Below are 14,407 nucleotides of genomic sequence, written 5' to 3'. Positions count from 1 at the left end.
GCGACCCCCGATGGCTTGTCTTCAAGCGTTGGAGCGTCTTTGCTATGCCTTGCGCGGGGCACCAACCGCATAGCGACGAGTTGCGCCGTCGGTGCGGTGGATGGGGGAACCTTTTGTTAAGCTGTTCAATTCGTCGTGCGGGCGTTTCGGTTTATCGCCGTCAGGCGGCGACGGTCGCCACATCGTCGGGACGGCGGAACAGCGTGAGCACGTCGCTGGCCGGCATCGGGCGCCCGTAATAATAGCCCTGGATATTGCTGCATCCGAAGCTGCGCAGCGTTTCGACCTCGAGTTCGGTTTCGGCGCCTTCGGCGGTCGTCGACATGCCGAGGCTGTCGGCGAGCGCGACGACGGCGCGGATGATCGCGATCGATTCGATGCTGCCCTTGGCGGCGCCCACGACGAAGCTGCGATCGACCTTGATCGTCGAGAATTGCGTCTTGCGCAGGTAACCGAGCGACGAATAGCCGGTGCCGAAATCGTCGAGGCTGAGGCGGATGCCCAGCCCGATGAGCTGGTCGAGCAATTGCGCCGCGCCGCCGCCATCGCGCAGGAAGACGCTTTCGGTGACCTCGATCTCGAGCCGCTGCGGCGAAAGCCCGCTCTGTGCCAGTGCCGAGACGACGACCGAGGCGAAGCTGGGGTCGGTGAGCTGGTCGGCGGAGACGTTGATCGCGACCTTCAGGTTCGACGGCCATTTCATCGCTTCGTGGCACGCGGTGCGCAGCACCCATTCGCCGATCGGCGAGATCAGGCGCGCATCCTCGGCGAGCGGGATGAAGCGGCCGGGCGAGACATTGCCGAGCTTCTGGTTGTGCCAGCGGATCAGCGCCTCGAAGCCGTTCAGCGTGCCGTCGGTCGCTGTGACCACCGGCTGGTAATAAAGTTCGAACTCGCCGCGCTCGAGCGCGCCGCGCAGTTCCTGCTCCATCACGCGCCGCTCCTCGGCCTGCGCGTGCAATGATGCGACATAGGCGGCGACGACGTTGCCGCCGCGGTCCTTCGATTTGTAGAGCGCAAGGTCGGCGTTGCGGGTCAGCGTTTCGACCGTCGCGCCGTCCTGCGGCCCGATCGCGAAGCCGATGCTGGCGCCGACGAACAGCTGGTGATTGTCGACGACATAGGGCCGGCTGATCGTCGTGATGAGCCGCTTCGCGAGCTCCTCGGCGGCGTCGGCCGACGGCACATTGTGCAGCACGACGGCGAATTCGTCGCCGCCGAGCCGGCCGCACGTCATGCCGCGTTCCATCAGCCCCTTGAGCCGCGCCGCGACCTGCGCGAGCAACTTGTCGCCGACCGGATGGCCGAGCGTATCATTGACCGCCTTGAAACGGTCGAGATCGATCATCAGCAGCGCGCAGCGCGACTTGGCGCCGAGCGCATGGTCGAGCGCGCGGGCGAGATCCTCGTTCAGGCTGAGGCGGTTGGGCAGGCCGGTCAGATTGTCGAAGCGCGCCATCTTGGCGATCTGTTCGGCGGTCGCGCGCTGTTCGGTGACGTCCGAACCGACGCCGCGGAAACCGAGGAACTTGCCCGCCTCGTCGAGGCGCGGCGACGCCGACAATTCCCACCAGCGCGGCATGCCGCCGATCGTGACGGGCACGATCAGGTTCGAAAAGCTTTCGCGCCGTTTCATCCGTTCTGCCATGTCGTGCAGGCTTTTGGGAAACAGCCCGGTTTCCCACGCGTCGCCCGAAAGCGCCTGGAGCAGCGGCAGCCCCTCGATCGCCTCGGCGGTGCCGCCCAGCGCATAGGCGAGGCGCGGCGAGACATGGACGAGGCGGCGGCTGTTGTCGGTCTGCCACAACCAGTCGGCCGAGGTTTCCTCGAACTCGCGGAGCAGCAGGCTGACCGTTTCGGTCTTTTCGTGCAGCGTCTCTTCGGCGCGGCGGAAGCGGATGTGGCTTTGCGCGAAGCGGACGCAGAAGGCACAGAGCAGCAGACCCGCGGCCAGCGCGACCCCCGCGAGTTGCGGCGCGTCCGCGCGGACGAGCGCGACCGCCGCCGACAGGGTGACGGGGCCGATGAACAGCGCGCACGCCATCGGCACGCTGTGCGCGACGATCGCCAGCGTCACCATCATCAGCACCGCGATCGTCCACATCGACAGCACATGGTCGAGCGCGGGGCTGGCGCCCTGCAACCAGAAGGGGCTGCCCCACAGCAGCGCCGAATAGAGCGCGTGGCGACAACACAGCCGATATTCGGCGATCCCCGACAATTTGGGATCGCCGAGCGGCAGGTTCCGGAACTTGCTGTACGACCACAGGCAGAAGATCAGCGCGCAGCCGAACCAGCCGCCAGCGACCGGCGGCGGCACGCTGTGGATCATCGTGAAGGCGGCGACGAGCGCCATGCCGAGGCCCATCAACAGGCGCAGCGACCCGCGGCCGCGAAGCGGCGCGAGCTGGAGCTGGCGGAGATCGCCGAAGTCTTCGTTTCGCGCGCCCAGCCCCAACAGGGTCCGCGCAGGAATGACTTCGGCACCAATTGGGTCGGTCAGCAGGCTTTTCACCCGCCCTGTTTAGCGCGCGGGGGTTACCCGAAGGTAACTATCCGCCCGCCAGCACGCGCTTTTTTTCTCCCGAAGGAGCAAAATCAGCCCGCTTGTTCAGAGGGTTGGTCAGGCCGCCATTGCGAAAGGCTGGATTTCCCCGGCCAGATATTGCGCGCGGGCTTTCGACCGGCTGAGCTTGCCCGAACTTGTCCGCGGCAAGGTGCGCGGCGGGATCAGCTCGATCAGGCAGTTCATGCCGGTGATCGCGCGGACACGGTCACGAATCGTCTCGCGCAGCGCGAGGCGTTCGGCCTCGTCGCTGGTGCGGCACTGGACGAGCACCGCGGGGGTTTCCTCGCCGCCGGGCGCGGTGATCGCGAAGGCGGCGATGTCGCCCGACTTGAACCCGGGGAGCTGCTCCACCGCCCATTCGATATCCTGCGGCCAGTGGTTCTTGCCGTTGATGATGATCATGTCCTTGGCGCGGCCGACGATGTAGATGTAACCATCTGACAAATAACCCATATCTCCGGTATCGAGCCAGCCATCCTTCATGCAGGCGGCGGTCGATTCGGGGTCGCGGAAATAGCCGGTCATCAGCGACGGGCCGGTGCACCATACCTTGCCGACGGTCTGGTCGGGCAGCACGCCCCCCGCTTCGTCGCGGACCTCGATCACCATGTCGCGCGCGGCGCGGCCGCAGTTGACGATCGCGCGGTAGCGCGTCGGCCGGCCCGAATCATTCGCGGCGCCCGACAATTCGGTTTCCTCGACGAGTTCGACGACGATGCCTTCGCCCGGCGGCATGATGCTGACCGCGAGCGTCGCTTCGGCAAGGCCATAGCTCGGCAGGAAGGCGCTCGCCTTGAAGCCGGCGTCGGCAAAGGCGTCGACGAAGCTTTGCATCACGTCGGGGCGGATCATGTCGGCGCCGTTACCCGCGACGCGCCAGCGCGACAGGTCGAAGCGGTCGGCGACATGCGTCTGGCTCGACACGCGGCGCGCGCAGATGTCGTAGCCGAAGGTCGGCGAATAGCTGAGCGTCGTGCCTTCGTTGCGGCTGATCAGGTCGAGCCAGGCGAGCGGGCGGCGGGCGAAATCCTCGGTCTTGAGATAATCGACCGATACCTGGTTGGCGACGGGCGAGAGCAGGCAGCCGACGAGGCCCATGTCGTGATACCAGGGCAGCCACGAAATGCAGCGGTCGCTGTCGCGCACTTCCATGCCGTGGCTGTGCGCCGCGAGATTGTTGAGCAGCGCGGCGTGGGTGACCGCGACGCCGTGCGGAAAGCGCGTCGAGCCGCTGCTGTACTGAAGATAGCAGGTTTCGTCCGACTTCTGCTCGGGCAGCGCGGCGACCGGCGCCGGATTCTGCGCGAAGGCGCTCCAGTCGACGGGTTTGACGCCTTCCTTTTCGGCGGCTTCGACCGCCATCGCGGCGATTTCGGGCGGGAAGAAGAGCATCGTCGGATCGCAGCTCGACAGCTGGACGACGAGCTGGCCGACATAGCTATCGCGGCCGCCGAAGCTCGTCGGCAGCGGCAACGGCACCGGCCAGGCGCCCGCGTAGATCGTGCCGAAGAAGAGCGCGGCGAATTCGGCGCCCGTTTCGGCGATCAGCGCGATGCGGTCACCGGGCTTCACACCCGCGGCGATCAGGCGATAGGCGGTCGCGAGCGCGTCGGCTTTCAATTCGCTGTACGGATAGGGGCGCACGAGCTTTCCGCGCGGATCGTGGAAATTGAGCCCGCGCGTGCCCTTTGCGGCATAATCGAGCGCTTCGCCGACGGTGGCGAAGTCCGAAAAGCGGCGCGGCTGGGCGCAGAAGGTCGGCGTCGACGTCAGCGCGTCGGCCTCGGTAGCAGTGAGATCGGTCATAGGGGGTGCGACATCCCGCGAAACGGGCCGCGCGGCAACAAGCATGTCATCTTTTTGAGCCATGGTTACCGTGCGCGAGCCCTGTGTTGTTAGAACAATCGCCCATTTCCGGGCGTTATGGCCGGATATGGCGGTGTTGATCGTTCTCAATCAGGCCCGACTGTGGCACAAACATGGCATATGCCCAAGCATCGCGCTCACCCCGACCGATCGAAAAGGCCGCTCGGCGCAGCGAAACTCGACGAACTGGCACTCGCCTATGTGGCCCGATTCGCGACGAGCCGGGCCAAGTTGACGCGCTATCTGTCCCGAAAAGTCCGCGAATCCGAATGGATAGATGAAGGTGACGCCATGACGGCGTGCGAGGCGATCGCCGACCGGATGGAGCAATTGCGCTATCTCGACGACCGCCAATATGCGGCGATGCGCGCGGGAGCGATGACGCGGCGCGGGCTGGGGGTGCGGCGGGTCAAGGCGCAACTTTATGTCGACGGGATTGCTCCCCACGATAGCGGCGAGGCGATCGAGACGGCGGAGGGCGCTGCGGTGGCGGCGGCAGTGGGTTTCGCGCGGCGGCGGCGGTTCGGGCCGTTTGCGACGCGCGCGAGCGACGATCCGAAGCTGCGCGAGCGGCAAATCGCCGCCTTTCTGCGCGCGGGGCACAGCATGACGATCGCGCGCCGCATCCTTGCCGTCCCGCCGGGGGACGAGGCCGCGCTGGCGGCGCTGGACGACGAAGCGGGGCTCGATTAGGTCGGGCAATTCACGGGATAAGGATCTGCCGATGCGCGCCATTTTTACCGCCCTTGCACTGTCGCTCGCCCTGCCGATGGCGGCGTGCAGCCGCGATGCCAGCGAGGAAGCGAGCGCCGCGACTATCCCGGTGACGATCACCGCGGCGGGCAAGGCGCATGTCTTCAATGTCGAAGTCGCGCGCACCGACGAGGAGCAGGATCGCGGGCTGATGTTCCGTACCAGCCTGCCCGCCGATGGCGGCATGATCTTTCCGTTCAAAAAGCCGCGGATCGGCAGCTTCTGGATGAAGAACACGCTGATCCCGCTCGATATGATCTTCATCCGCGCCGACGGCAGCATCGACCGGATCGCCGAAAACACCATCCCCGAATCGCTCGAACCCGTCGTCAGCGGGGGCGAGGTTTCGGCGGTGCTCGAGCTTGCCGGCGGTACCGCGGCGCGGCTCGGGATCGACGAGACCGCCAAGGTGACGTGGAAAGACACGAAATAGCGGTGCGCCGCGCGGTTTGCGGCTTGCGGACTGCGACACCTTGCCTGTAAACGCCACGCCATGAGCATCTTGGGCAAGATTTTCACCTGGTGGGACGGCGCGACCGTCGGCACGTTGCTGAACAGCTGGAGCACCGGCGAGAAGGTGGGCGAGGACAGCCTCGGCAACCGCTATTTCCGTGCGAAAAAGGGCAGCCGCCGCTGGGTGATCTATAATGGATCGAATGATGCGAGCCGCGTGCCGCCCGAGTGGCATGGCTGGCTGCACGGCACGCTCGACGAACTGCCGACCGACGTGCTCCCCGCGCCGCGCGCGTGGGAGAAGGAACCGACGGCGAACCTGACCGGCAGCACGGGCGCCTATCGCCCCGCCGGTGCGCTCGAACGCGGCGGGCGCCGCGCCGCCGCGACCGGCGATTATGAGGCCTGGCGGCCCGGCGCCGAGTGAGCGCTGCGGTGCAAAGGCTGACCGCGACGCTGGGACTGGCGGCGATCGCCGCCGTCTCGCTCGGCGCCTGCGACCGGACCCAAGCGACCAAGGCGGGCGGCAGCGACAAGGCGCCGCAGATCGCCAAATCCGAACGCGTGCCGCAGGAAGTCGGCGGCATCGAAGGCGCGACCCCGATGGCCGATCGCGTTGCCGTCGTCGGCCTGCTCAACAAGCGCAACGGCCTCGTCCGCGATCTCGAAATGAAGCCCGGCGATACCGCGCGGGTGGGCCGCGCGATCGTGCGACTGCGCGCGTGCGAGCAGACGGCGCCGTGGGAAGATCCGCCCGAGACGGGCGCGTTCGTGCAACTGACGGTGCAGGACCAGCGCGACGACAAATGGTACCGCGTCTTTTCGGGCTGGATTTTCCGCGAGCGGCCCGACCGCAACGTGATCCAGCACCCGATCTATGACGTCTTCGTCAAAAGCTGTGCGATGACATATCCGGGCGGCGAGCCCGTTGCGCGTTCGGCGCCGAAATCGGGCGCGGCCGCCGCGCCGAAGGCGTCGAGCGCACCCCAGTCGCCCGCGACGAATGGCGGCGACGGTACCGCGACGCCCGTGGCGCCGCCCGTCGTCCCGGCACCGGCCCCCGCCCCTAAGGCCGCGCCGCCGTCACCCCCCGCCAACACCGAATAGAGCCGCGCAAGATAGTCGGCCTGGCGGATTTCGATCGCGCCGAGGCTGGCGAGATGCGGGGTGATGAACTGGCAGTCGAGCAGTTTCCAGCCGCCGGCGATCAGCCGTGCGACGAGGTGTGCGAGCGCAACCTTTGACGCGTCGCGTGCGCGGCTGACCATCGATTCGCCGAAAAAGGCGCGGCCAAGGGTCACACCATAAAGTCCGCCAGCGAGTTCGCCATCGAGCCAGCATTCGACGCTATGCGCGTGGCCGAGCTGGAACAACCGGTCATAGCTCGCGCGGATAACGGGATTGATCCACGTCGTCGGACGATCGTCAGCGGGCGCGGCGCAGAGCGCGACCATATCGGCGAAGGCGGTATCGGTGGTGACGCGGAAGCGGTCCGATACGATCACCTTTTTCAGGCTGTGCGACAGGTGAAAGCCGTCCAGGGGCAGGATCGCGCGCAGCCGCGGTTCGACCCAATGGACCGACGGGTCGTCCGCCCCGTCGGCCATCGGGAAAATACCCTGCGCATAGGCGCTTAGAAGCAGCGCCGGGTCGATGGATTCAAAATGCTTCAGTTTGCTGGCTTCACGAATTTCAGCGTCATGCGGTCCGATTCGCCGATTGCGACATATTTCGCACGGTCCTTGTCGCCTTCGGCCAGCGACGGCGGCAGCGTCCAGACGCCCTTGGGATAATCCTTGGTGTCCTTCGGATTGGCGTTGACCTCGCTGCGGCCGGCGAGCTTGAAGCCCGCGGCTTCGGCGAGCGCGATGACCGTGCTTTCCTTCAGATAGCCCGACTTCTCTTCTTTCGCGCTGTCGTCCTTTTCGTCCAGCCGATGCTCGGCGACGCCGAGCGTGCCGCCGGGTTTGAGCATCGCATAGATTTGGCGGAAGGCGTTCGCGGTGCTTTCGGCGCCGCCCGACCGCCAGTTGTGGACGTTGCGAAAGGTCAGCACGACGTCGGCGCTGCCATCGGGCACTTTGGGGTTGGTTCCGGCGTTCGGAAATTCGGCGAGCTTCACCGCGCCATAAAGATCGGGCTTGGCGCCCTGCCATTCCTTGACCTTGTTCAGGCCGCGTTCCCACGGCGCTGCGGCATAGAGCGTACCGCCGCCCGATTTGGCCAGCGGGGCGAGGATTTCGGTGTACCAGCCGCCGCCAGGCCACAGCTCGACGACCGTATCGCCCGGCTTCACACCGAAAAAGGCCAGCGTTTCGGCGGGGTGGCGATATGGGTCGCGGGCGAGGTTGGCGGGGGTACGGGTGGGCGCGGCGACCGCTGCGGCGATCGCGTCCTGCCCCTTGTGCGCGGCGGGGGCGTGGTGCCCGGCGTGGCCGTCATGCTGCATCGCGGCGGCGGGAACGGCGATCAGGGCGGCGGCACTTGCAACAATCGATAGGACACGCATATGGGCACCTCTCTCCAGGGGAAGACCCCTGTTTGCGAAGGGATGCGCGGCAATGCAAGTGTCGATGCTGTCGGTCGGGATTGCGGCCGCGGCGCTGTTCGGGATCGCCGAGGTTGCCAACTGGCGCCGCAACAACCGGCGCGACGTCGAACAGGTCGGTTTCATGCCCTGGCGCGGGATCGCGCTCGCGTCGGCCGCCGTCGCGCTGTTCGCGACGGCATTCTGGCTGAGCGGCCGCTAGCGCTTAGAGGCAGGCTTCGAGATAGGGCTGGTCGAAGCCGTATTGGCGGGCCTTTTCCAGCGTATAGGGGCGCAGGCCCATCGCGCGATATTCGCCGACGATCTTTCCGTCCTTGTCCTCGTCGAGATATTCGAACTTGAACAATTCCTGCGTGACGATGACGTCGCCTTCCATGCCGATCACCTCGGTGACGTTGGTGACGCGGCGCGAACCGTCGCGCAGGCGCTTGATCTGGACGATCAGGTCGACCGAATCGGCAATCTGCTTCGAGATCGCTTCCTTCGGGATCTTGATGTCGCCCATCAGCACCATGTTTTCCATACGGCCGAGGCATTCGCGCGGGCTGTTCGAGTGGAGCGTACACATCGACCCGTCGTGACCCGTGTTCATCGCGGCGAGAAGGTCGAAACACTCCGCGCCACGAACTTCGCCCATGATGATGCGGTCGGGACGCATACGCAGCGCGTTCTTGACGAGGTCGCCCATGTGGATCGCGCCATTGCCCTCGAGGTTCGCTGGGCGCGTTTCGAGCGGCAGCCAGTGCGGCTGCTGCAGGCGCAGTTCGGCGGCGTCCTCGATCGTCAGCACGCGCTCGCCCGGGTCGATCATCTTGGAGAGGGCGTTGAGCATCGTCGTCTTGCCCGAGCCCGTACCGCCCGAAATGACGATGTTGAAGCGGCTGGCGCCCGCGATTTTCAGCGCGGTGCACATCTTCTGGCTCATCGCGCCCCATTGGCAGAGCATGTCGAGCGTGATCGGCTTGGCCGAGAATTTACGAATCGAGATCGCGGTACCGCGCAAGGACAGCGGCGGGACGATCACGTTGACGCGGCTGCCGTCCTTCAGACGGGCGTCGGCGAGCGGGGTGGTCTGGTCGACGCGGCGGCCGACCATGTTGCAGATACGCTGCGCGATCTGGAACAGATGCTGTTCGTCGCGGAACTGGATCGGCGCGATGACCAGCTGGCCCTTCTTTTCGATGTAGGTCTGGTACGGGCCATTGACCATGATGTCCGAAATGTCCGGGTCCGAAAGCAGCTCTTCGAGCGGGCCGAAGCCGAGCAGTTCGTCGACGAGCACCTTTTCGAGCGCGAACTGTTCGCGGCGGTTCAAGGTGATGCGCAGTTCGGCGAGCACTTCGAGGATGATCGGGCGGAATTCCTCGGTCAGCTCGTCCTTCGACAGCGTCGCCGCGGCCTCGGGGTCGACGCGTTCGAGCAGGCGCGGCAGCACCTGTTCCTTGATCTTGTGGACCGACGCTTCAAACCCTTGCGCCTTTTCGGGTTCGGCCATTTCGGCGGTCGAGCGCTGGTTCAGCCGCTCCATCGCCTCTTCTTCGGGCGACAGGTTCGACGGCATCTGCGGGATGTCGGCGGGCGGCGGGGTGTCGATGGACGGGAATTGCGCGCCGCCGGGCACGCCGGGGCCACCCTGCATCGGCTTCGCCACGCCAAAGGCGGGGCGGCCAGCGGTTCCGGGTCGGCGTCCGAATGCACTCATTCGCTTTGTCCTGCTTTCCTGTCCTGTCGGGCGCGTCGCAGCCGTGGCTGACAACCCCCCATCCGACACGGTGAATAATCCGGAAACTTTGACATTGTCCTAATGCGCCGGGGCGATTGTGGAGCAGGCACAAAAAAGCCCGCATCCGATGGGGATGCGGGCTTTTTGATCGGCCGCGAACGGCGGAACAATCAGCTTGCGATATGCTCGGCGAGGACGGTGAGGCCGGCCTCGTTAACCTCGGCAAAGCCGCCCTCGACCTCGATCACCTCGGGTTCGGCGCCCGCCGTCGCATAGATGGTCAGCGGTCCGTTGCGCAGCGTCGCCATGAACGGCGCATGGCCTTCGAGCACCGAGAAATCGCCCTCGGTACCCGGGACGGTGACCATATGGACGTCGGCGGTCCGCTCGAGGCGGGCGGGGGTGACGAGTTCGAACTTCAGAGCCATGATATGTCCTTAAACCCCTCCCGCCGGGGGAGGGGCTCAACTTTGTTACGCGTCTTCGGCGAGCTTCGCGGCCTTGGCGACCGCTTCGTCGATGCCGCCGACCATGTAGAAGGCCGCTTCGGGCAGGTGGTCATACTCGCCGTCGACGACGGCCTTGAACGACTTCACCGTGTCTTCGATCGCCACGAACTTGCCGGGGATGTTGGTGAAGACTTCGGCGACATGGAACGGCTGCGACAGGAAGCGCTGGATCTTGCGCGCGCGGGCGACGACCAGCTTATCTTCTTCCGAAAGCTCGTCCATGCCGAGAATCGCGATGATGTCCTGCAGCGACTTGTACTTCTGCAGCGTTTCCTGAACGCGGCGGGCGGTCTCATAATGCTCCTGGCCGACGATCGCGGCGGTCAGAACGCGCGAGGTCGAGTCGAGCGGATCGACCGCGGGGTAGATGCCGAGTTCCGAAATCGCGCGGTTCAGCGTCGTCGTCGCGTCCAAGTGGGCGAACGAGGTTGCCGGAGCAGGGTCGGTCAAGTCATCCGCGGGAACGTAAATGGCCTGCACCGAGGTGATCGAGCCCTTGTTCGTCGAGGTGATGCGTTCCTGCAGCGCGCCCATGTCGGTCGACAGCGTCGGCTGGTAACCCACGGCCGACGGAATACGGCCGAGCAGCGCCGACACTTCCGAACCCGCCTGTGTGAAGCGGAAGATGTTGTCGACGAAGAAGAGCACGTCCTGGCCTTCCTGGTCGCGGAAATATTCGGCGATCGTCAGGCCCGAGAGCGCGACGCGGGCACGGGCGCCCGGGGGTTCGTTCATCTGGCCGAACACGAGCGCAACCTTCGAACCCTCGGGGGTCGGGTTGCCGTCCTTGTCCTTGGCGATAACGCCGGCGTCGAGGAATTCGTGATAGAGATCGTTGCCTTCGCGGGTGCGTTCACCGACGCCCGCGAACACCGACGTACCACCATGGCCCTTGGCGATGTTGTTGATCAGTTCCTGGATGAGCACGGTCTTGCCGACGCCCGCGCCGCCGAACAGGCCGATCTTGCCGCCCTTCGCGTAGGGGGCGATGAGGTCGATGACCTTGATGCCGGTGACGAGGATGCTCGTTTCGGTCGACTGGTCGACGAATTCCGGAGCCTTGGCGTGGATCGGTGCGGTCGCGGTGGCGTTGACCGGGCCGCGTTCGTCGATCGGGTCGCCGATGACGTTGAGGATGCGGCCGAGCGTCTGCGGACCGACGGGGACCGAGATCTGCGCGCCGGTGTCGACGACGGGCTGGCCGCGGGTCAGGCCGTCGGTCGCGTCCATCGCGATCGTACGGACGGTGTTCTCGCCGAGGTGCTGCGCGACTTCGAGGACAAGGCGGTTGCCGTTGTTGTCGGTTTCGAGCGCGTTCAGAATCGCGGGGAGCTGGCCGGTGAACTGGACGTCGACGACGGCGCCGATGACCTGTGCGATGCGGCCCGTGGCGGTGCCGGTGCTGGCAGCCTTGGGAGCGGCAGCCTTCTTCGGCGCAGCAGCCTTGGGCGCGGCGGCCTTCTTGGCAGGAGCCTTCTTTTCAGCGGGAGCGGTAGCCATGGTCTTCTTCCTTGGGTTGATCGATTAGAGCGCTTCGGCGCCCGCGATAATTTCGATGAGTTCGGTCGTGATCGCCGCCTGACGCGTGCGGTTGTAAACGATGGTCAGCTTGTTGATCAGGTCGCCCGCGTTGCGCGTCGCATTGTCCATCGCGGTCATCGACGCACCCTGTTCGGACGCGGCGTTTTCAAGGAGGCCCTTGAAGATCTGGATCGTGATGTTGCGCGGCAGGAGGTCGGCGAGGATCGCTTCCTCGTCGGGCTCGTACTCGACGGCCGCACCGCTCGACGCCGGAACGTCGACGGGGGCGGGAACGGGGATCAGCTGCTGGCCGGTCGCTTCCTGAAGGAGCGCCGAACGGAACTTCGAATAGAAGAGATGCGCGACGTCGAAGGCACCGGCTTCGTAAAGTTCCATGACCTTGGCCGAAACCTCGTGCGCCTGTTCGAAGCCGATGTCGCGGATGCCCGTCGTCTCGTAGAGCTCGACGATCTGGCCCGCGAACAGGCGTCCGATGACCGGACGACCCTTGCGGCCGATCAGGTAGAAGATGACCTTCTTGCCCTCGGCTTGCAGTTCGAGCGCCTTGTCGCGCGCGGCCTTGACGATGTTCGAGTTGAACGCGCCCGCAAGGCCGCGGTCGCTGTTGAGCACGACGAGCAGGTGCGTGTCGCTCTTGCCGGTGCCCGAAAGCAGCTTCGGCGCCGAATCCGACGCGCCGACCTTCGACGCGAGGCTCGCGACGACGCCTTCGAGACGTTCGGCATAGGGACGCGCGGCTTCGGCCGCGGCCTGCGCCTTGCGAAGCTTGGCGGCGGCGACCATTTTCTTGGCCTTGGTGATCTTCTGGGTCGACTTGACCGAGACGATGCGCCCTTTGAGTTCCTTAAGCGATGCCATTACGGCCCCTCTTGTTCGTCAGCCCGGCGCTGGGCCGGGCTCACGGTAACTTGGCTTACGCGAAAATCTTGGCGAAGGCGTCGAGCGCCGCGACCAGACCCTTTTTGGCGTCGTCGCCAAGGTCCTTGGTGTCGCGGATCGTCTTCAGCACATCGGCATGGTCGCTACGCAGATAGGCGAGCATCGCCGCTTCGTAGCGCGACACGTCGGCCACGCCGACATTGTCGAGATAGCCGTTGGTGCCGGCGAAGATCGACGCGGTCTGCTCTTCGAACGGCATCGGCTGGAACTGCGGTTGCTTTAGCAGCTGCGTCAGGCGCGAACCGCGGTTGAGCAGCTTCTGCGTCGACGCGTCGAGGTCCGAACCGAACTGCGCGAAGGCTTCCATTTCGCGATACTGCGCGAGCTCGAGCTTGATCGAGCCCGACACCTTCTTCATCGCCTTGGTCTGCGCGGCCGAGCCGACGCGCGACACCGACAGGCCCACGTTAATGGCGGGACGGATACCGGCGTTGAACAGGTTGGTTTCGAGGAAGATCTGGCCATCGGTGATCGAAATCACGTTGGTCGGGATGTACGCCGAAACGTCGCCCGCCTGCGTTTCGATGATCGGCAGCGCGGTGAGCGAGCCCGAACCATTGTCGCTGTTCATCTTCGCGGCGCGCTCGAGGAGGCGGCTGTGGAGATAGAAAACGTCGCCGGGGTAAGCTTCGCGGCCCGGCGGACGGCGCAGCAGCAGCGACATCTGGCGGTAAGCGACGGCCTGCTTCGAAAGATCGTCATAGACGATCACGGCGTGCATGCCGTTGTCGCGGAAGAACTCGCCCATGGTGCAGCCGGTGTAGGGTGCGAGGAACTGCAGCGGAGCGGGCTCCGACGCGGTCGCGGCGACGACGATCGAATATTCCATCGCGCCATTTTCTTCGAGCTGGCGGACGATCTGCGCGACGGTCGAACGCTTCTGGCCGACGGCGACGTAGATGCAATAGAGCTTCTTCGATTCGTCGCTGCCGGCGTTCGCCTGCTTCTGGTTGATGAAGGTGTCGATCGCGACGGCGGTCTTGCCGGTCTGACGGTCGCCGATGATCAGTTCGCGCTGGCCGCGGCCGACGGGGACGAGCGCGTCGAGTGCCTTGAGGCCGGTCTGGACGGGTTCGTGAACCGAGGTGCGCGGGATGATGCCCGGCGCCTTGACTTCGACGCGCATGCGCTTGTCGGCCTTGATCGGGCCCTTGCCGTCGATCGGATTGCCGAGGCCATCGACGACGCGGCCGAGCAGGCCCTTGCCGACGGGGACGTCGACGATCGTGCCGGTGCGCTTGACGGTGTCGCCTTCCTTGATCTCGGCGTCCGAGCCGAAGATCACGATGCCGACATTGTCGGCTTCGAGGTTGAGCGCCATGCCCTGCACGCCGTTGGCGAATTCGACCATTTCACCGGCCTGGACGTTGTCGAGGCCGTGGACGCGGGCGATGCCGTCGCCGACCGAGAGAACCGAGCCGATTTCGCTGACCGTTGCGTCGGTGCCGAAATTGGCGATCTGGTCCTTGATGACCTTGCTGATTTCAGCGGCGCGGATTTCCATG

At 65.6% G+C, this 14,407-nt stretch carries 13 protein-coding genes and 1 pseudogene; 5 read left to right on the top strand and 9 right to left on the bottom strand.

Annotated elements, in window-relative coordinates; all coding sequences use genetic code 11:
* Positions 1-160: 160 nt before the first annotated feature.
* Entirely contained in the window at positions 161-2,515 is a 2,355-nt protein-coding gene (locus ACIPPQ_RS10995; protein WP_446544118.1) for a putative bifunctional diguanylate cyclase/phosphodiesterase, read from the bottom strand.
* 108 nt (positions 2,516-2,623) lie between these two features.
* Complete coding sequence (locus tag ACIPPQ_RS10990; protein WP_446544117.1) at positions 2,624-4,375, bottom strand: fatty acyl-AMP ligase; 1,752 nt, start codon at positions 4,373-4,375, stop codon at positions 2,624-2,626.
* A gap of 180 nt (positions 4,376-4,555) precedes the next feature.
* Here ACIPPQ_RS10990 and ACIPPQ_RS10985 point away from each other — a divergent pair, with 180 nt between their 5' ends.
* From ACIPPQ_RS10985 to ACIPPQ_RS10970, 4 genes and pseudogenes are all read left to right on the top strand, one after another.
* Positions 4,556-5,128: a regulatory protein RecX gene (locus ACIPPQ_RS10985; RefSeq protein ID WP_446544116.1), complete on the top strand. Its 573-nt coding sequence runs from the start codon at positions 4,556-4,558 to the stop codon at positions 5,126-5,128.
* Between the two features lie 31 nt (positions 5,129-5,159).
* Complete coding sequence (locus tag ACIPPQ_RS10980; RefSeq protein WP_446544115.1) at positions 5,160-5,621, top strand: DUF192 domain-containing protein; 462 nt, start codon at positions 5,160-5,162, stop codon at positions 5,619-5,621.
* A 60-nt stretch (positions 5,622-5,681) separates the two neighbouring features.
* On the top strand, positions 5,682-6,068 hold the full coding sequence (locus ACIPPQ_RS10975) for an NADH:ubiquinone oxidoreductase subunit NDUFA12 (RefSeq protein ID WP_327451093.1): 387 nt from the start codon (positions 5,682-5,684) through the stop codon (positions 6,066-6,068).
* Between the two features lie 176 nt (positions 6,069-6,244).
* A pseudogene (locus tag ACIPPQ_RS10970) lies at positions 6,245-6,481 on the top strand (DUF2155 domain-containing protein); the annotation flags it as partial.
* Positions 6,482-6,516: 35 nt separating this feature from the next.
* On the opposite strand, the gene aat reads toward ACIPPQ_RS10970, so the two are convergent.
* Complete coding sequence (gene aat / locus ACIPPQ_RS10965) at positions 6,517-7,314, bottom strand: leucyl/phenylalanyl-tRNA--protein transferase (protein ID WP_446544361.1); 798 nt, start codon at positions 7,312-7,314, stop codon at positions 6,517-6,519.
* A complete protein-coding gene (locus tag ACIPPQ_RS10960; protein WP_446544114.1) occupies positions 7,311-8,150 on the bottom strand; it encodes a class I SAM-dependent methyltransferase in 840 nt (279 codons plus the stop codon). Before ACIPPQ_RS10960 ends, aat begins: the two co-directional genes overlap by 4 nt.
* Before the next feature lie 52 nt (positions 8,151-8,202).
* Between ACIPPQ_RS10960 and ACIPPQ_RS10955 the strand changes: the two genes are divergently transcribed.
* Positions 8,203-8,391 (top strand): hypothetical protein, encoded by a 189-nt coding sequence (locus ACIPPQ_RS10955; protein ID WP_446544113.1) that lies wholly within the window; start codon positions 8,203-8,205, stop codon positions 8,389-8,391.
* Between the two features lie 3 nt (positions 8,392-8,394).
* Here ACIPPQ_RS10955 and ACIPPQ_RS10950 read toward each other — a convergent pair whose 3' ends face one another.
* The 5 genes from ACIPPQ_RS10950 to atpA form a co-directional block, all read right to left on the bottom strand.
* The gene (locus tag ACIPPQ_RS10950; RefSeq protein WP_446544112.1) at positions 8,395-9,891 is read right to left on the bottom strand and encodes a CpaF family protein; all 1,497 of its coding nucleotides are present in this window, start codon (positions 9,889-9,891) and stop codon (positions 8,395-8,397) included.
* A 191-nt stretch (positions 9,892-10,082) separates the two neighbouring features.
* The gene (locus ACIPPQ_RS10945) at positions 10,083-10,340 is read right to left on the bottom strand and encodes an ATP synthase F1 subunit epsilon (RefSeq protein WP_446544111.1); all 258 of its coding nucleotides are present in this window, start codon (positions 10,338-10,340) and stop codon (positions 10,083-10,085) included.
* A 45-nt stretch (positions 10,341-10,385) separates the two neighbouring features.
* Positions 10,386-11,921, bottom strand: a complete 1,536-nt coding sequence (gene atpD / locus ACIPPQ_RS10940; RefSeq protein WP_225940784.1) for a F0F1 ATP synthase subunit beta — start codon at positions 11,919-11,921, stop codon at positions 10,386-10,388.
* 24 nt (positions 11,922-11,945) lie between these two features.
* A complete protein-coding gene (locus tag ACIPPQ_RS10935) occupies positions 11,946-12,821 on the bottom strand; it encodes a F0F1 ATP synthase subunit gamma (protein WP_327451080.1) in 876 nt (291 codons plus the stop codon).
* A 55-nt stretch (positions 12,822-12,876) separates the two neighbouring features.
* On the bottom strand, positions 12,877-14,406 hold the full coding sequence (gene atpA, locus ACIPPQ_RS10930) for a F0F1 ATP synthase subunit alpha (RefSeq protein WP_446544110.1): 1,530 nt from the start codon (positions 14,404-14,406) through the stop codon (positions 12,877-12,879).
* Between the last annotated feature and the right edge of the window lies 1 nt (position 14,407).

Source organism: Sphingopyxis sp. LARHCG72 (assembly GCF_052871675.1).
Note: the sequence above shows the minus strand (reverse complement) of the source record. Positions and strands in the feature narration are given on the sequence as shown.